The organism is Halomonas lysinitropha (assembly GCF_902500215.1).
GTDB lineage: Bacteria > Pseudomonadota > Gammaproteobacteria > Pseudomonadales > Halomonadaceae > Halomonas > Halomonas lysinitropha.
Map to the genome: position 1 here is coordinate 116,731 of NZ_CABVOU010000021.1, position 18,184 is coordinate 134,914.

13 protein-coding genes, 4 tRNA genes and 1 rRNA gene are annotated in these 18,184 nt (G+C 62.7%); all 18 read right to left on the bottom strand.

The window, feature by feature from the left end; translation table 11 throughout:
• Positions 1-15 precede the first annotated feature (15 nt).
• The gene (gene fusA, locus HALO32_RS03825) at positions 16-2,136 is read right to left on the bottom strand and encodes an elongation factor G (RefSeq protein WP_151442464.1); all 2,121 of its coding nucleotides are present in this window, start codon (positions 2,134-2,136) and stop codon (positions 16-18) included.
• Positions 2,137-2,196: 60 nt separating this feature from the next.
• Positions 2,197-2,667: a 30S ribosomal protein S7 gene (gene rpsG, locus HALO32_RS03830; protein WP_040183143.1), complete on the bottom strand. Its 471-nt coding sequence runs from the start codon at positions 2,665-2,667 to the stop codon at positions 2,197-2,199.
• A gap of 134 nt (positions 2,668-2,801) precedes the next feature.
• On the bottom strand, positions 2,802-3,176 hold the full coding sequence (gene rpsL, locus HALO32_RS03835) for a 30S ribosomal protein S12 (RefSeq protein ID WP_151442465.1): 375 nt from the start codon (positions 3,174-3,176) through the stop codon (positions 2,802-2,804).
• A 153-nt stretch (positions 3,177-3,329) separates the two neighbouring features.
• Complete coding sequence (gene rpoC, locus HALO32_RS03840) at positions 3,330-7,547, bottom strand: DNA-directed RNA polymerase subunit beta' (protein ID WP_151442466.1); 4,218 nt, start codon at positions 7,545-7,547, stop codon at positions 3,330-3,332.
• A gap of 87 nt (positions 7,548-7,634) precedes the next feature.
• A complete protein-coding gene (gene rpoB / locus HALO32_RS03845; protein ID WP_151442467.1) occupies positions 7,635-11,714 on the bottom strand; it encodes a DNA-directed RNA polymerase subunit beta in 4,080 nt (1,359 codons plus the stop codon).
• A gap of 231 nt (positions 11,715-11,945) precedes the next feature.
• The gene (rplL, locus tag HALO32_RS03850) at positions 11,946-12,317 is read right to left on the bottom strand and encodes a 50S ribosomal protein L7/L12 (protein WP_151442468.1); all 372 of its coding nucleotides are present in this window, start codon (positions 12,315-12,317) and stop codon (positions 11,946-11,948) included.
• A gap of 89 nt (positions 12,318-12,406) precedes the next feature.
• The gene (gene rplJ, locus HALO32_RS03855; protein WP_151442469.1) at positions 12,407-12,910 is read right to left on the bottom strand and encodes a 50S ribosomal protein L10; all 504 of its coding nucleotides are present in this window, start codon (positions 12,908-12,910) and stop codon (positions 12,407-12,409) included.
• Positions 12,911-13,168: 258 nt separating this feature from the next.
• On the bottom strand, positions 13,169-13,861 hold the full coding sequence (gene rplA / locus HALO32_RS03860) for a 50S ribosomal protein L1 (protein ID WP_151442470.1): 693 nt from the start codon (positions 13,859-13,861) through the stop codon (positions 13,169-13,171).
• 2 nt (positions 13,862-13,863) lie between these two features.
• Positions 13,864-14,295, bottom strand: coding sequence for a 50S ribosomal protein L11 (gene rplK, locus HALO32_RS03865; protein WP_151442471.1), 432 nt, complete (start codon positions 14,293-14,295; stop codon positions 13,864-13,866).
• A gap of 92 nt (positions 14,296-14,387) precedes the next feature.
• Positions 14,388-14,921: a transcription termination/antitermination protein NusG gene (gene nusG, locus HALO32_RS03870; protein WP_151442472.1), complete on the bottom strand. Its 534-nt coding sequence runs from the start codon at positions 14,919-14,921 to the stop codon at positions 14,388-14,390.
• A gap of 8 nt (positions 14,922-14,929) precedes the next feature.
• Positions 14,930-15,298 (bottom strand): preprotein translocase subunit SecE, encoded by a 369-nt coding sequence (secE, locus tag HALO32_RS03875; protein ID WP_133636922.1) that lies wholly within the window; start codon positions 15,296-15,298, stop codon positions 14,930-14,932.
• Between the two features lie 72 nt (positions 15,299-15,370).
• Positions 15,371-15,446, bottom strand: a tRNA-Trp gene (locus HALO32_RS03880).
• 151 nt (positions 15,447-15,597) lie between these two features.
• Positions 15,598-15,672 (bottom strand) — tRNA-Thr (locus HALO32_RS03885).
• A gap of 29 nt (positions 15,673-15,701) precedes the next feature.
• A tRNA-Gly gene (locus tag HALO32_RS03890) sits at positions 15,702-15,775 on the bottom strand.
• A 49-nt stretch (positions 15,776-15,824) separates the two neighbouring features.
• Positions 15,825-15,908 (bottom strand) — tRNA-Tyr (locus HALO32_RS03895).
• Positions 15,909-16,024: 116 nt separating this feature from the next.
• On the bottom strand, positions 16,025-16,864 hold the full coding sequence (locus HALO32_RS03900; protein WP_151442473.1) for a type III pantothenate kinase: 840 nt from the start codon (positions 16,862-16,864) through the stop codon (positions 16,025-16,027).
• The gene (locus tag HALO32_RS03905; RefSeq protein ID WP_151442474.1) at positions 16,861-17,844 is read right to left on the bottom strand and encodes a biotin--[acetyl-CoA-carboxylase] ligase; all 984 of its coding nucleotides are present in this window, start codon (positions 17,842-17,844) and stop codon (positions 16,861-16,863) included. The genes HALO32_RS03900 and HALO32_RS03905 overlap by 4 nt, the downstream gene beginning before the upstream one ends.
• 251 nt (positions 17,845-18,095) lie before the next feature.
• Positions 18,096-18,184, bottom strand: a 5S ribosomal RNA gene (gene rrf / locus HALO32_RS03910); the annotation flags it as partial.

Sequence of the window (18,184 nt, forward strand, 5' to 3'; positions counted from 1 at the left end):
TACGTTAGCTAACGGTTAACCGTTCTGGTTGATGACGGCTTCAACGACGCTGGACGGCGCCTCTTCGTAGTCCGCAAACTCCATCACGTAGCTTGCGCGGCCCTGGGTCTGAGAGCGCAGATCGGTTGCGTAACCGAACATCTCAGCCAGAGGAACCGTGGCGCGAATGACCTTGCCCATGGAGGAGTCTTCCATGCCCTGGACAAGGCCACGACGACGGTTCAGGTCGCCCATGACGTCGCCCATGAAGTCCTCGGGGGTGACGACCTCGACCCTCATCACCGGCTCGAGGAGCACGGCCTTCGCCTTCTTGGCACCTTCCTTGACCGCCATGGAAGAGGCAACCTTGAACGCGGTCTCGTTCGAGTCCACGTCATGGTAGGAACCGTCGAACAGCGTGACCTTGACGTCAATCATCGGGTAGCCCGCGATGACACCGTTCTGCAGCTGCTCGTAGGCCCCTTTCTCGACGGCCGGCACGTATTCCTTGGGAACCACGCCGCCAACGATCTCCGAGGCGAACTTGAAGTGCATGTCCTCGTCGTCGCCCTTGTCCTCTGCGGTGAGCGGCTCGATGCGCAGATGCACGTGACCGTACTGACCGCGACCGCCGGACTGGCGAACGAACTTGCCTTCCTGCTCGACCTTGGCGCGGATGGTCTCGCGATAGGCCACCTGCGGCTTGCCGATATTGGCCTCGACCTTGAACTCGCGACGCATGCGGTCGACGAGGATGTCGAGGTGAAGCTCACCCATGCCGGAGATGATCGTCTGACCCGTCTCCTCATCGGTGCGGACCTGGAAGGAGGGGTCTTCCTGGGCCAGCTTGCCCAGCGCCACGCCCATCTTCTCCTGGTCGGCCTTGGACTTCGGCTCCACGGCCACGGAAATGACCGGATCCGGAAACTCCATGCGCTCCAGCACGATCTTGTCGTTCAGGTCGCACAGGGTGTCACCGGTGGTGACGTCCTTCAGGCCGATACAGGCGGCGATGTCGCCCGCCAGCACTTCCTTGATCTCCTCGCGGGAGTTGGCGTGCATCTGAACGATACGGCCGACACGCTCCTTCTTCTCCTTGACGGAGTTGTAGATGCTGTCGCCCGACTTCAACACGCCCGAATAGACGCGGATAAAGGTCAGGGTGCCGACGAAGGGATCGGTGGCGATCTTGAAGGCCAGCGCGGAGAAGGGCGCGCTGTCGTCGGCCTCGCGGGTGGCGATGGTGCCATCCTTGTCGTCCAGCTCACCTTCGATGGCCTTCACCTCGGTGGGTGACGGCATGTACTCGATGACGCAATCCAGTACGGCCTGGACGCCCTTGTTCTTGAACGCCGAGCCACAGGTGACCAGCACGATCTCGTTGTCCAGGGTGCGACGACGCAGGCCGGCCTTGATCTCCTCGATGGTGAGCTCGCCTTCCTCGAGGTACTTGTCCATCAGCTCCTCGGAAGCCTCGGCGGCGGCCTCGACCATCTCCTCGCGGAACTTCTCGGCGGTCTCCTGGAGCTCGGCGGGGATGTCGACCAGGTCGTAATTCATCCCGAAGTTGGCTTCATCCCAGAGGATGGCCTTCATCTGGATGAGATCGATGACGCCCTTGAAGTCTTCCTCGGTGCCCCAGTTGATCTGGATCGGCACGGCATTCGCGCCGAGGCGGGACTTGAGCTGGTCGACCACCATGAAGAAGTCGGCGCCGGTACGGTCCATCTTGTTGACGAACACCATGCGCGGGACTTCGTACTTGTTGGCCTGGCGCCAGACGGTCTCGGTCTGCGGCTGTACACCGGACGAACCGCACAGCACCACCACGGCACCGTCGAGCACGCGCAGGGAGCGCTCCACCTCGATGGTGAAGTCAACGTGCCCCGGGGTGTCGATGATGTTGATGCGATGCTCATCGAACTGCTTGCTCATGCCCTGCCAGAAGCAGGTGGTCGCCGCGGAGGTGATGGTAATACCACGCTCCTGTTCCTGCTCCATCCAGTCCATGGTGGCAGCGCCCTCATGAACCTCCCCGACCTTGTGAGACAGGCCGGTATAGAACAGGACGCGCTCGGTGGTGGTGGTCTTGCCGGCGTCTACGTGCGCAACGATACCGATGTTGCGGTAGCGCTTTAGCGGAGTCTTGCGAGCCACGTTGGAACTCCCCGTTGGTTGGCGATGCGTAGCGAAGGGCTACGCTCAGAAGCGGTGCACTTAGAACCGGTAATGAGAGAAGGCCTTGTTGGCTTCTGCCATGCGATGCACGTCTTCCCGCTTCTTGACGGCCGAGCCCTTGCCTTCAGCGGCATCAAGCATCTCACCGGCGAGGCGCAGCACCATGGTCTTCTCGCCACGGCGACGGGCCGCATCGACCAGCCAGCGCATGGCCAGCGCGTGGCGGCGCGAGGGGCGAACTTCCACGGGCACCTGATAGGTCGCACCGCCGACGCGGCGGGACTTGACCTCGACCATGGGCTGGATGGCTTCCAGCGCCTTGTCAAAGATCTCCAGCGGCTCTTCTTTGCTACGCTCGGCAACCCTGTCCAGCGCACCATAGACGATACGCTCAGCTACGGACTTCTTGCCGCCGATCATCAGGTGGTTCATGAACTTCGCCAGGCGCTCACTTCCGAACTTGGGATCCGGCAGGATCTCGCGCTTGGCCGCAACTCTTCTTCTAGGCATGATAAGCCCTCATTAAAGGATCCTTCAGGTAAACCCGAAACTCCTGACTCGGAGTGCTCACACCCCGGCAGCGCTCGACCTTACTCTTATCAGACCGTGGTCAAAATGGTGTGACTGCTGCGTACCGGGGCCGGTCAGGACTTCGGACGCTTGGTGCCGTACTTGGAACGGCCCTGCTTGCGGTTCTGCACGCCGGAGGTGTCCAGGGCACCACGCACGGTGTGATAGCGCACACCGGGAAGGTCCTTGACGCGGCCGCCGCGGATCAGGACCACGGAGTGCTCCTGGAGGTTGTGGCCTTCACCGCCAATGTACGAGGAGACCTCGTAGCCGTTGGTCAGACGAACACGGCACACTTTGCGCAGTGCGGAGTTCGGCTTCTTCGGGGTGGTGGTGTAGACGCGGGTGCAGACCCCGCGCTTCTGCGGGCAGGCCTGCAGCGCAGGCACGTCGCTCTTGGCGGCCTGGCGCTTGCGCGGCTTGCGCACGAGCTGATTGATCGTTGCCATGGTGTGTAGCTGACTCCAATGGGTTGCCTTGCCTTGCCCAGCGGGTGCGGGCGTACCCGCCCCACTGTTAAAGGCTGCGCATTCTAATGGCTGACACGACACGTCGTCAAGCACTGCGCCTCCTGGGGGAGGCGCAGTGCCAGGGCACGCGTGTCAGATGTCGTCGTCGTCCGAGTCCAGCGCGGTAAGCTGGGCGCCCAACTCCTGCTCGACATCGTAGGCCGACGGGTGAAGCAGCCGCTCCGCGTCTTCACGCTTGCGACGACGCTCCGCGTGGTGGGTCAGGCCGGTACCGGCCGGGATCAGGCGTCCTACCACCACATTTTCCTTCAGGCCACGCAGGTAGTCACGCTTGCCGGTTACCGCCGCTTCGGTCAGCACCCGCGTGGTCTCCTGGAAGGAGGCCGCGGAGATGAACGACTCGGTGGCCAGGCTGGCCTTGGTGATCCCCAGCAGCAGTCGCTGGTACTTGGCCGGGAACTTTTCCTCTTTCTCCAGTCGCGCGTTCTGCTCGAGCACGCGGACCAGTTCGGCCTGGTCGCCGGTGATGAAGTCGCTGTCGCCGGCATCGGTGATCTCCACCTTGCGCAGCATCTGGCGCACGATCACCTCGATGTGCTTGTCGTTGATGCCCACGCCCTGGAGGCGGTAGACATCCTGCACCTCGGTGGTGATGTACTTGGCCAGCTCGGAGATGCCCAGCAGCCGCAGGATATCGTGCGGATTGCTCGGACCGTCGGAAATGACCTCACCCTTCTCGACGGACTCGCCCTCGAAGACCGCGATCTGGCGCCACTTCGGGATCAGCATCTCGAAGGGATCACCGTCTTCTGGCGTGATGGTCAGGCGCCGCTTGCCCTTGGTCTCCTTGCCGAAGCTGATCACGCCGCTGACCTCGGCGAGGATGGAGGGCTCTTTCGGCTTGCGCGCCTCGAACAGGTCGGCAACGCGCGGCAGGCCCCCGGTGATGTCCTTGTTGCCGGTGGCTTCCACCGGAATACGCGCCACCACCTCGCCGACACCGATGTAAGAACCGTTGTCGACGGTGATGATCGCCTTGCCGGGCAGCGGGTACTGCACCGGCGTGTCGGAGCCGGAGACGGTGACCGGATTGCCAGCGTCGTCGGTCAACATGATCATCGGCCGCTTGTCACGCCCGGCCATGGGGCGCGCCGCCGACTCGATCACCTCGATGGAGGAGAGACCCGTCATCTCGTCGACGCTACGGTGCATGGTGACGCCCTCGTCGAGGTCGCTGTACTGCACCTGGCCTTCGCCTTCGGCAATGATCGGGTGGGTGTGCGGGTCCCACTTGGCCACGGCCTGACCGGCCTCGACGCTATCGCCGTCGCGCACGTCCAGCTCGGCCCCGTAGGGGAGCTTGTAGTACTCGCGCTCGCGGCCATGATCATCGGCCACGGCCAGCGCACTGGAGCGGGACACCACCACCAGCTTGCCATCACCGCGCTCGACGTACTTGATGTTGTGCAGGCGCACCTTGCCGCCGTGCTTGACCTGAACGCTGTCGACCGCGGAGGCCCGCGAGGCCGCGCCACCGATGTGGAAGGTGCGCATGGTCAGCTGGGTGCCTGGCTCACCGATGGACTGCGCGGCGATGACGCCCACGGACTCGCCGATATTGACCTGATGACCACGCGCCAGGTCGCGGCCGTAACAGGACGAGCAGACGCCGTGTGGCGTCTGGCAGGAGATGGTGGAGCGCACCACGATCTCGTCGACGCCCATGGTGTCGAGCTCGGCACACCACTTCTCGTCGAGCAGGGTGCCGCGCGGGATCAGCACGTCGTCACTGGCCGGGTCGATGACGTCCTGGGCGACCACGCGACCCAGTACGCGCTGGGCCAGGGAGACGATGATATCGCCGCCCTCGATGACCGGGTGCAGCGTCAGGCCACGCTCGGTCCCGCAGTCGGGCTCGGTGATCACCATATCCTGGGCCACGTCGACCAGACGCCGGGTCAGGTAACCGGAGTTGGCGGTCTTGAGGGCCGTATCCGCCAGACCCTTGCGCGCACCGTGGGTCGAGATGAAGTACTGGAGGACGTTCAGGCCCTCGCGGAAGTTGGCGACGATCGGGGTCTCGATGATCGAGCCGTCCGGCTTGGCCATCAGGCCGCGCATGCCTGCCAGCTGGCGGATCTGGGCGGCGCTACCCCGCGCACCGGAGTCGGCCATGATGAAGACGCTGTTGAAGGAGTCCTGCTCGACCTCCTTGCCGTCGCGGTTCACCACGGTCTCCTTGGAGATCCCGGCCATCATCGCCTTGGCGACCTGGTCATTGGCCCGAGCCCAGATGTCGATGACCTTGTTGTACTTCTCGCCGGCGGTGACGAGACCCGAGGAGAACTGGTCCTCGATCTCCTTCACCTCGTCCTCAGCCGCGTCGACGATCTCGGCCTTGGCGTCCGGGATCACGAAGTCGTTGACGCCGATGGAGGCGCCGGACCAGGTGGCCAGGCGGAAACCGGTGTACATCAGCTGGTCGGCAAAGATCACCGTCGGCTTGAGGCCGGCGCGGCGATACACCTCGTTGATCAGCTTGGAGATGGCTTTCTTCTTCATCGGCTGGTCGACCAGCTCGAAGGGCACGCCCTCCGGCAGGATGCGGAACAGCAGCGCACGGCCCACGGTGGTGTCGTAGATCCGGCGATGATGGCTCTTCTCGCCGGTTTCCTCGTCGATATCCATCTCGTCGAGGCGTACCTTGACGCGGGCATGCATCGACACGCTCTGGGTACCGAAGGCGCGCTCCACCTCGTCGAGGCCGGAGAACACCATGCCCTCGCCCTTGTCGTTGATGCGCTCGCGGGTCATGTAGTACAGACCCAGCACCACGTCCTGGGACGGTACGATGATCGGCTCGCCGTTGGCTGGAGACAGCACGTTGTTGGTGGCCATCATCAGCGCACGGGCCTCGAGCTGCGCTTCCAGGGTCAGCGGTACGTGAACCGCCATCTGGTCACCGTCGAAGTCGGCGTTGTAAGCGGCACACACCAGCGGGTGCAGCTGGATCGCCTTGCCCTCGATCAGCAGCGGCTCGAAGGCCTGAATGCCGAGGCGGTGCAGGGTCGGCGCGCGGTTGAGCAGCACCGGATGCTCGCGGATGACGTCGGCGAGGATATCCCACACCTCCGCCGTCTCGCGCTCGACCATCTTCTTGGCGGCCTTGATGGTGGAGGCGTAGCCGAGGCTCTGCAGCTTGGAGTAGATGAATGGCTTGAACAGCTCCAGCGCCATCTTCTTCGGCAGGCCACACTGGTGCAGGCGCAGGGTCGGGCCGACTGTAATGACCGAGCGGCCGGAGTAGTCGACACGCTTGCCCAGCAGGTTCTGGCGGAAGCGGCCCTGCTTGCCCTTGATCATATCGGCCAGGGACTTCAGCGGACGCTTGTTGGAGCCGGTGATGGCCCGGCCACGGCGACCGTTGTCGAGCAGCGCATCCACCGACTCCTGCAGCATGCGCTTCTCGTTGCGCACGATGATGTCGGGCGCATTGAGGTCAAGCAGCCGCTTGAGGCGGTTGTTGCGGTTGATGACGCGACGGTAGAGGTCGTTGAGGTCGGAGGTCGCGAAGCGGCCACCGTCCAGCGGTACCAGCGGGCGCAGGTCCGGCGGCAGCACCGGCAACACCTCCATGACCATCCACGCCGGATCGTTGCCGGAGCCCTGGAAGGCCTCCAGCAGCTTGAGGCGCTTGGAGAGCTTCTTGATCTTGGTCTCGGAGTTGGTCTGCGGGATTTCCTCACGCAGGCGACCGATCTCTTCTTCGAGGTCGATGTCCTTGAGCAGCGCCTGGACGGCTTCGGCCCCCATGCGGGCATCGAAGTCGTCACCGAACTCCTCGAGGGCCTCGAAATACTGCTCATCGTTGAGCAGCTGGCCACGCTCGAGGGTGGTCATGCCCGGATCGATGACCATGAAGCTCTCGAAGTAGAGCACACGCTCGATATCACGCAGGGTCATGTCCAGGAACATGCCGATGCGCGACGGCAGCGACTTGAGGAACCAGATGTGGGCAACGGGACTTGCCAGCTCGATGTGGCCCATGCGCTCGCGGCGCACCGCGGCCTTGGTGACCTCGACGCCGCACTTCTCGCAGATGATGCCGCGGTGCTTCATGCGCTTGTACTTGCCGCACAGGCACTCGTAATCCTTCACCGGGCCGAAGATCTTGGCACAGAACAGGCCGTCCCGCTCCGGCTTGAAGGTGCGGTAGTTGATGGTCTCGGGCTTCTTGACCTCGCCAAAGGACCAGGAGCGAATCATGTCCGGCGATGCCAGCGTGATCTTGATCGCGTCGAACTCTTCGGACTGAGACTGCGATTTGAGGACTTTCACCAAATCTTTCATGGGGTCGGCTCCGTTGCGGAGTTGTCATGGGCGGGGGCGTTGCCACCCCCGCGGACCGTCATTCTGTGAAGCGCAGGCGGTGCAGCCTCAGCTTTCCAGTTCAATATCGATGCCCAGCGAGCGGATTTCCTTCACCAGCACATTGAAGGATTCCGGCATGCCCGCCTGCATGGTGTGGTCGCCGTCCACGATGCTCTTGTACATCTTGGTGCGCCCTTCCACGTCGTCGGACTTGACGGTGAGCATCTCCTGGAGGGTGTAGGCCGCGCCATAGGCTTCCAGTGCCCAGACCTCCATTTCGCCGAAACGCTGGCCACCGAACTGCGCCTTGCCGCCCAGCGGCTGCTGGGTCACCAGGGAGTAGGAGCCGGTGGAGCGCGCGTGCATCTTGTCATCCACCAGGTGGTTGAGCTTGAGCATGTACATGTAGCCCACGGTCACGGAGCGGTCGAACGCATCGCCGGTGCGGCCGTCGTAGAGTGTCATCTGGCCCGAGTCCGGCAAGTCGGCCAGGCGCAGCAGATGCTTGATCTCGTGCTCCTGGGCCCCATCGAACACCGGCGTGGACATGGGGACGCCGCCCTTGAGGTTCTTCGCCAGTGCAATGACTTCCTCGTCGGAAAGCGAGTCGATATCTTCGACGTGGGTCCCCAGGGTGCTGTTGTAGACCTGCCCCAGGAAGTCGCGGATCTCGGCCACCTGTTGCTCGCGGGCATCGCGCAGCAGCCCCTCGATCTTGACCCCGAGGCCGCGCGCCGCCATGCCCAGGTGGGTCTCGAGGATCTGGCCTACGTTCATGCGCGAGGGCACGCCCAGGGGGTTCAACACCACGTCGATCGGCTCGCCGTTGTCGTCGAACGGCATGTCCTCGATGGGCATGATCGCCGAGATGACACCCTTGTTGCCGTGACGGCCGGCCATCTTGTCGCCTGGCTGCAGGCGACGCTTGATCGCCAGGTAGACCTTGACGATCTTCAGCACGCCCGGCGCCAGGTCATCGCCCTGGGTGAGCTTGCGCTTCTTGTCCTCGAAGCGCTCATCCATCTCCTTGCGACGCTGCTCGAGCTGCTCGTCGGCCTGGGCCAGCAACTCGTTGAAGGTCTCGTCCTGCAGGCGCAGCTTGAACCACTGCTGACGCGGCAGCTCCTCGAGATAGCTGTCGGAGAGCACATCGCCCTTCTTCAGCTTGGGGCCACCGTTGACGACCTGTCCGGAGAGGGTGCGCTTGAGGCGCTCGAAGGTGGCGTCCTCGGCGATGCGGTAGGTCTCCTGGAGATCCTTGCGCACCTCGTCGAGCTGCATCTGCTCGATAGAGAGCGCACGGGAGTCCTTCTCCACGCCATCACGGGTGAACACCTGGACGTCGATAACGGTCCCGGTCATACCCGTGGGAGCCCGCAGCGAGGTGTCCTTCACATCGGACGCCTTCTCGCCGAAGATCGCCCGCAGCAACTTCTCTTCCGGCGTGAGCTGGGTCTCGCCCTTGGGCGTCACCTTGCCCACCAGGATGTCGCCGGCACCCACCTCGGCACCGATATAAACCACCCCGGCCTCGTCCAGCTTGCCCAGCGCCGATTCGCCGACGTTGGGAATGTCGGAGGTAATCTCCTCCGAGCCCAGCTTGGTATCACGGGAGACGCAGGTCAGTTCCTGGATGTGGATGGTCGTAAAACGGTCTTCCTGGACCGCCCGCTCCGAGAGCAGGATGGAGTCCTCGAAGTTGTAGCCGTTCCAGGGCATGAAGGCGATGCGCATATTCTGGCCCAGGGCCAGGTCGCCCATGTCCACGGAGGGCCCGTCGGCGAGGATGTCACCACGGCTCACCCGATCACCCGGCCGCACGATCGGGCGCTGGTTCATGCAGGTGTTCTGGTTGGAGCGCAGGTACTTGGTCAGGTTGTAGATATCGACGCCAGCTTCACCACCGATGATCTCGTCCTCACTGACCCGCACCACGATGCGCTTGGCATCGACCGAGTCGATCACCCCGCCACGGCGGGCTACCTCGCAGACGCCGGAATCGCGCGCCACGAAGCGCTCCATGCCGGTCCCCACCAACGGCTTGTCGGCACGCAGGGTCGGCACGGCCTGACGCTGCATGTTCGCGCCCATCAGGGCGCGGTTGGCATCGTCGTGCTCGAGGAACGGGATCAACGCGGCGGCCACGGAGACCACCTGGCGCGGTGAGACGTCCATCAGCGTGACCTGCTCAGGACGCATGAACGTCGTCTCGCCACGGTGGCGCACCTGCACCAGATCATCGACCAACTTGTTCGATTCGTCCACGGTAGCGGAGGCCTGGGCGATGACGAAGTCACCCTCCTCGATGGCCGACAGGTGCACCACGTCATCGGTCACCTGAGCGTCCACGACCTTGCGGTACGGTGTCTCGAGGAAACCGTAGCTGTTGGTGTGGCTGTAGGTGGCCAGGGAGTTGATCAGGCCGATGTTGGGACCTTCCGGCGTCTCGATCGGACACAGACGACCATAGTGCGTGGCGTGAACGTCGCGCACCTCGAAGCCGGCCCGCTCGCGGGTCAGGCCGCCCGGACCGAGCGCGGAGACACGGCGCTTGTGGGTGACCTCGGAGAGCGGGTTGTTCTGGTCCATGAACTGGGAGAGCTGGCTGGAACCGAAGAACTCCTTGACCGCTGCCGCCACCGGCTTGGCATTGATCAGGTCCTGGGGCATCAGACCTTCGCTCTCGGCCATGGAGAGACGTTCCTTGACCGCGCGCTCGACGCGGACCAGGCCGACCCGGAACTGGTTCTCGGCCATCTCGCCGACGCAACGGATGCGACGGTTGCCCAGGTGGTCGATGTCGTCGACATCACCGAAGCCGTTGCGGATCGCGATCATCTCGCGCAGCACATCGAGGATGTCCTGCTGGTCGAGGACACCGGAGCCGGTGTCACTGTCGCGACGCAGGCGGCGGTTGAACTTCATGCGACCGACGCCCGACAGGTCGTAGCGGTCCTCGCTGAAGAACAGGTTGTTGAACAGTGTCTCGGCGGCCTCCTTGGTGGGCGGCTCTCCGGGACGCATCATGCGGTAGATCTCGACCAGCGCCTCGAGGCGGGACCCGGTGGTGTCCAGCTTGAGGGTGTCGGAGATGAAGGGTCCGCAGTCGAGGTCGTTGGTATAGAGCGTCTCGAGAGTGGTTATGCCCGCCTGGCCGATCTTCTCCAGCAGCTCGGGCGTGATCTCGGTGTTGCAGGGGCAAATCAGCTCGCCGGTGTTCGGATCGACCTGATCCTTGGCCAGGGTCTTGCCGAACAGGTAGTCCATCGGCACGTCGAGGCGCTCGAGGCCGGCCTTTTCCAACTGGCGGATATGCTTCTGGGTGATCCGGCGACCTTCCTCGACGATGACGTTGCCGTCGCCATCCTTGATATCGAAGGTGGCGGTCTCACCACGCAGGCGCGACGGCACCAGCTCCACCGAGAAACCGGACTTCTCGACATGGAAGGTGCTGAGCTCGAAGAACTCGTCGAGGATCTCCTCGGCGCTCATGCCCAGGGCACGCAGCAGTACCGTGGCCGGCAACTTGCGGCGACGGTCGATGCGCACAAAGACGCTGTCCTTGGGATCAAACTCGAAGTCGAGCCAGGAACCGCGGTAGGGGATGACCCGGGCGGAGTACAGCAGCTTGCCGGAAGAGTGGCTCTTGCCCTTGTCGTGATCGAAGAACACGCCAGGCGAGCGGTGCAGCTGGGAAACGATGACACGCTCGGTACCATTGATGACGAAGGTACCGTTCTCGGTCATCAGGGGGATCTCCCCCATGTAGACTTCCTGCTCCTTGATGTCCTTGATCGCCTTGTTGGACGAATCCTTGTCATAGATGATCAAGCGGACCTTGACGCGCAGAGGAGCCGAATAGGTGACGCCACGCAGTTGACACTCCTTGACGTCGAAGGCCGGAGTACCGAAACGGTAGCTGACATACTCCAGGGCCGCGTTGCCGGAGAAGCTCGCGATCGGGAAGACCGACTTGAAGGCAGCGTGCAAGCCGATTTCCAGGCGTTCTTCGGGTGAGCGATCCTGCTGGAGAAACTCGTAGTAGGAATCAAGCTGGATGGCCAGCAGGTAGGGCACATCCATCACTTGGGGCAGTTTGCCAAAATCCTTGCGGATGCGTTTTTTCTCAGTGTATGAGTAAGCCATCTGTATTCCCCAGCTTGTTCACCATGGGTGACCGATGCGTGTCGGCGTCACCCGACGGGTTCGGCTCCGTCAGGCGCTGACGGCAAGCCTCCACCAGGAAGCTCGCCGTCGAAATTCGGCTAGCGATCGCCCGAGGGCGATCGTCTAGTGACAACAGAAAAAGGCCGGCAGCGGGTGTCCCGCCACCAGCCGTGGAAGCTTACGCAGCGCGTGAAGCCATGGGCACAAGGGTTACTTGAGCTCCACGCTCGCGCCGGCGTCTTCCAGCTTCTTCTTTGCTTCTTCGGCGTCGTCCTTGGACAGACCTTCCTTGATGGTCGCCGGCGCACCGTCGACGGCACCCTTGGCTTCCTTGAGTCCCAGGCCGGTGATCTCGCGGACCGCCTTGATCACGTTCACCTTCTTGTCGCCAGCGCCGGTCAGCACGACGTCGAACTCGGTCTGCTCTTCCTCGACAGCGGCTTCACCGCCACCTGGGCCGGCCACAACGGCGGCGGCAGCAGAGACACCGAACTTCTCTTCCATGGCCTCAATCAGCTCGGCCACTTCCATGACGGACATGTCGGCGACAGCGTTGATAATGTCTTCTTTGGTCAGTGCCATTGTCTAGATTCCTAACTTTGCGGGAGCCTCGGCATCGCGATGGCTCGGGATTCAATGTTCGATTCGGGCTGTGCGCAAGAGTTCGCCGTTCAGGCGGCCTCTTCCTGCTTCTGGTCACGCAGCGCCGCGAGGGTACGGACCAGCTTGCCGGCAGAAGCTTCCTTCATGACGGACATCAGCTTGGCGATCGCCTCATCGTAGGTCGGCAGGTTAGCCAGACGGTCGATGTCGCTTGCCGGGATCAGCTCACCTTCGTAGGCCAGCGCCTTGACCTCGAACTCCTTCTGACTCTTGCCGAACTCCTTGAACAGACGAGCGGCAGCGCCCGGATGCTCATAGGAAAAGGCCAGCATGGTCGGACCGGAGAAGGTCTCGTCCAGAATCTCCCAGGGAGTTCCAGACAGGGCGCGGCGTGCCAGGGTGTTGCGGACAACACGGATCTGCACGCCATTCTCGCGGGCCTGCTTGCGCAGGTCGGTCATCGCGCTGACCGCGACGCCGCGAGAGTCGGCTACTACGACGGAGAGCGCATCCTTGGCCGCTTCACTGACCTCGGCAACGATTGCCTTCTTGCCTTCGAGTGCTAGTGGCACAGTGATCACTCCTTCGTGCCGGAACCTCGCGAGAGGATTCCGGTGGTTACCATCTCTCCCGACCGGAGGTCGGGAGTCCTGGGTGATGGTGCTCACCAGATATCTGGCGGCTACACCATCTGCGCAGGCCTTCCCTGGAGAAGATTAAGCCGCGCTCGCAAGAGGCGCGGCGCCTGCGGTCTTTGACGATGCCCCGCCGGCGAGATAGCCCGGCACGGGGACCGCAAAGTTCCTGCAATCGTCTCGATCGACGCCCGATCAGGCCAGGGCGGAATGATCGATGGTCAACCCAGGTCCCATGGTGCTGGACAGGGTGACCTTCTTGAGATAGATACCCTTGGACGTGCTCGGCTTGAGCTTTTTCAGATCGGCGACCAGCGCTTCCAGGTTGCCCTGGATGGCGCTTGCGTCGAAATCGACCTTGCCAAGGGTGGTATGGATGATGCCGTTCTTGTCGGTACGGAAGCGAACCTGGCCGGCCTTGGCGTTCTTGACGGCCGTTGCCACGTCAGGGGTCACGGTACCAACCTTGGGGTTCGGCATCAGGCCGCGTGGACCGAGGATCTGGCCCAGCTGGCCGACGACACGCATGGCATCCGGCGAGGCGATGACCACGTCGAAATCCAGCTGGCCCTTCTTGACCTGCTCGGCCAGGTCGTCCATGCCGACGATATCGGCACCGGCTTCCTTGGCGGCATCCACGTTGGCACCCTGGGTAAAGACCGCGACGCGCACGTCCTTGCCGGTACCGTTGGGCATGACGGTAGCACCACGCACGACCTGGTCGGATTTGCGCGGATCAACGCCCAGGTTGACGGCAACGTCCAGGGATTCCTTGAAGTTGACGGTGGACAGCTCTGAGAGCAGGGCCACGGCCTCGTCGAGAGAGTAGGTCCGGTTGGCGTCGACCTTCTCACGAATCTGCTGTGCACGCTTGGTAAGCTTGGCCATGATCAAAGACCCTCCACGTTCAGGCCCATGCTGCGGGCACTACCGGCAATGGTGCGCACCGCGGCGTCGAGATCGGCAGCTGTCAGATCCGGCTCCTTGGTCTGAGCAATCTCCTCGAGCTGCTCACGAGTCACGGTGCCAACCTTGGTCTTGTTCGGCTCGCCGGAGCCAGACTTGATGCCGGCCGCCTTCTTCAGCAAGACCGCGGCAGGCGGGGTCTTGGTAATGAAGGTAAAGCTGCGGTCGGAATAGACGGTAATGACCACAGGGGTCGGCAGACCCGGTTCGATGTCCTGAGTCGCGGCATTGAACGACTTGCAGAACTCCATGATATTGACACCGTGCTGACCCAGAGCAGGGCCGACGGGGGGACTCGGATTGGCCTTGCCAGCTGCCACCTGCAGCTTGATGTAAGCCTGTACTTTCTTGGCCATGTTGGACTCCAGTTGGGTAGTAGCGCCTTGCGGCTCCCCGGGTTACACAGCCACCCGTGGGTGGCTGCCACAAAACTCATTGGGCCGGAAGGCTATTCCTTCTCGACCTGGGCAAACTCCAGCTCAACGGGCGTGGAGCGACCGAAGATCAGCACGCTGACCTGAACTCGGCTCTTGTCGTAATTGACCTCTTCGACGACCCCGTTGAAGTCGGCGAAGGGACCATCGACAACACGTACCGACTGGCCCGGCTCGAAGAGTGTCTTGGGCTTCGGCTTGTCGGTGCCGTCCTTGACCCGGCTGAGGATGGCATCCGCCTCCTTGCGGGTAATCGGGGCCGGCTTTTCCTTGGTACCACCGATGAACCCCATGACGCGCGGGGTCTCGTTCACCAGGTGCCAGGTCTCGTCATCCATCTCCATCTCGACCAGCACGTAGCCGGGATAGAACTTGCGCTCACTCTTGCGGCGCTTGCCGTCACGCACCTCGACGACCTCTTCGGTCGGCACCAGGATTTCGCCGAAGCGATCCTCCATGCCGTACATCTTCACGCGTTCGACAAGCGAGCGCATGACATGCTTCTCGAAGCCGGAGTAGGCGTGGACGACATACCAACGCTTGGACATGAAAACTCCTAACCGATGACGCCGGACATCGCCCAGCCAAGAAGGGTGTCGATCAGCCAGAGCATCAACCCGACCACCAGTACAGCCACCAGCACGATGGCAGTGGTCTGCACGGTCTCGGGTCGAGTCGGCCAGACCACACGCTGAATTTCCTTCTTCGCACTCCTGGCGAGTTCGACCAGATCACGACCCTTGGTCGTCGTCAGCGCCACCAGCGCCGCCGCCACGCTGAGCACGACGACACCGAGCACACGATAGAGAAGCGCCTGGTCGGCGAAATAGGTATTGCCGACTACGGCAAGGACCAGCAGAGTGACGACAACCGCCCACTTGAGCCCGTCGTGGCGCGACTCCTGCACCTCGGCGTTATGCTTCATGAAAACGAGACTCCTCAGGGTGCGGCAATCGAAACATGAAAGTATACGAGATCTCGCCAGCCTGGGGAAGACTGGCAGGCCAGGAGGGAATCGAACCCCCAACCTGCGGTTTTGGAGACCGCTGCTCTGCCAATTGAGCTACTGGCCTGTATCTGCTTATCGACCACCCTTTGCAGGCGGCCTTTCCGACAACGGGCGCCATAATAGCGAAAGCCGCTCTTCCTGACAACCCCCTACCCCGCACGACATCTCTTCGAGGTAGAAAAAGAAAAGGCGAGCCTGGGCTCGCCTTCTCGATATGGAGCTCATGGACGGATTTGAACCGTCGACCTCACCCTTACCAAGGGTGTGCTCTACCCCTGAGCTACATGAGCGCAACCTTGTGGCTTCTCAGCCTGACACTTGGAGCGGGCAGCGGGGATCGAACCCGCATCATCAGCTTGGAAGGCTGAGGTTCTACCATTGAACTATGCCCGCCGACCCACTCTTGCTGGCTATCACTCGACGCATCGGGTGCAGCTGAACCTGGTGGAGGGGGAAGGATTCGAACCTTCGAAGCTTTCGCGGCAGATTTACAGTCTGCTCCCTTTGGCCACTCGGGAACCCCTCCAGCTGGCGATACATTCTACCGCCTAGAAATCCGGTGTCAAGTGCCTGTTTTCTTTGACTCTTGATCGTATGCGACGGACTTGCCGTCTGCGTCTCTCCGGAACGCGGCGCATTGTGTCAAAGCAGCATCGAGAATGCAAGCGCGGCCCGTATCTTTTCCAGCGCGACCGGCGCGGGCACTCTAGGCGCCCCGGACATGCGTCCTGACCGCTCGGCTGCGGTCAACGGGAAACAGGCCTCCAGACCCCCGTAGACCATGTCCGGCCAGACTGTATGTGGCACCTGGATGCCCCGAGATACTACCCGGGCGTCACCACCGGTCAACATCATCGGCAGCGCCACGCCCTGCTGGTCACACACCTCACTGTAGATGCGATTTACTGCGCTCACCGCCGCCATATAGATGCCGTGATTGACCGCTTCGACGGTACGCCTTCCGGGCTCCAGCAGCTCTTCGGCCTCGCTGTCGGGGTCGATGGCCACATTGCGAGTGCCGAGCTTCAAGCTTTCCTTCATCAGTCGCAACCCCGGCAGGATATAGCCCCCCAGGTGGCGCCCGCCAGGCAACACGAAGTCGACGGTGATGGCGCTACCGCAATCCACGGCACAGCAGCCGCCGGCCAACTGGTAACCTGCCAAGGCCCCCATCCAGCGATCGACTCCGAGCTTACCCGGTTCTTCGTAGCCGTTGGTGACACCCAGGGCCTCGGCCGTCGAGCGCGCCACATGAACGGTGCCCACCCGGCGATGCAGCAGCGCCACCGTCTCCTCCAGCACCGCCTTGCGTGCCACGCTGGAGATACGCACCGCCTCGACAACGTCGAGGTCCGGGATATCCGCGCCCGGGCGCCACTCCTCCCGGGTCCAGACTGCACCGCGGGAGCGAATTTCACTGCTGTCAGCATCCTTGAGACGCCATTTAGACAGGGTATTGCCGATGTCGAGATCCAGGATCATGCGCGTCTCCGCACGCTGATCTCGCCACCGGCAAGCCGTACCGGACGCCCCTGCTGACGCACCCAGAGATTCCCACTACTATCCACATCACCCGCAGTCGCCGGCTCACAGGCTCCCCCCTGCAGGACTTCCACCTCGCAGCCGGAATAGGCATGCCGGGCATTCCAGTCGTCACGCCAAGCAGAAAACCCCTGCTGCTCGAAACCCGCCAGCAAGGGCAGGAGCTCGTCTAGCAGCTCAACGGCCAAGGCATTGCGAGAGAGTTCCGGCGCCTGGTCATGAACCGCCGCGACGGGCTGGTCGATACCCTTACGGAATATCGCCGGCAGGTCGACATTGATGCCCATTCCCACCACCACCTCACATGGGCCTGCGGCATCACCACTGATTTCCACCAGAATGCCCGCCAGCTTGCCGAGCGCCCCGTCGTCGGCCTCCAGCAGCACATCATTGGGCCACTTGAGGCGAGGCCTGACGCCATGGCGTTCGAGCACCCTGGCGAGGGCCACCCCCAGTGCCAGGCTCAACCCTTCAAGGGACGTGACTCCCGCCTCGAATCGCCAGCCGATCGAGAGCATCAGGGTACGCCCCCAGGGAGTCACCCAAGTACGTCCTCGGCGTCCGCGTCCTTCACTCTGCTGCTCCACCAGGCAGACTTCGCCATGCCCTGCCTCCTGCGAGAAACGCTCTCGCAAGAAAGCGTTGCTGGACGGCAGGCTTTCTTCGACGAACAGCCGTGTCAGGTGAAGACGCGCTTCTGGCGAAAGGCCAGCCACGATGACACTACCATCCAGCAGCTCCAGCCGCTCGACCAGACGATATCCCTGACCCTTGACTGCTTCCATGGGAATGCCCAGAGACTCCAGCTTGCGCAACTGTTTCCAGACTGCCGCCCGCGACACGCCCAGACGTTCGCCCAGCTGCTCGCCAGAATGAAATTCGCCATCGCTCAGCAAGCGAATCAGGTCACCGATGGTCATGCTCATGCCCCTGACGGGAAATATGACATTCTAGCGGATGCGGCCAGCCCCCGGAAATGCCAGCGACCAAAGTGGGTAAGCGGCATCGAATTTCAGGCATGAAAAAACCCCGAGCTCTAGTGAACTCGGGGTTTTTTCGGGATAGGGGCCTGACGATGACTGCGCCGGGCTCCGGCGGGCGGCGCTCCGCTTCATGGGGACCCCCCCGCAACGACGAAACCCCGACCAGTGGCCGGGGTTCCTGAATAGGTGCCTGACGATGACCTACTCTCGCATGGGGAGACCCCACACTACCATCGGCGCTGAGCGGTTTCACTGCTGAGTTCGGCAAGGGATCAGG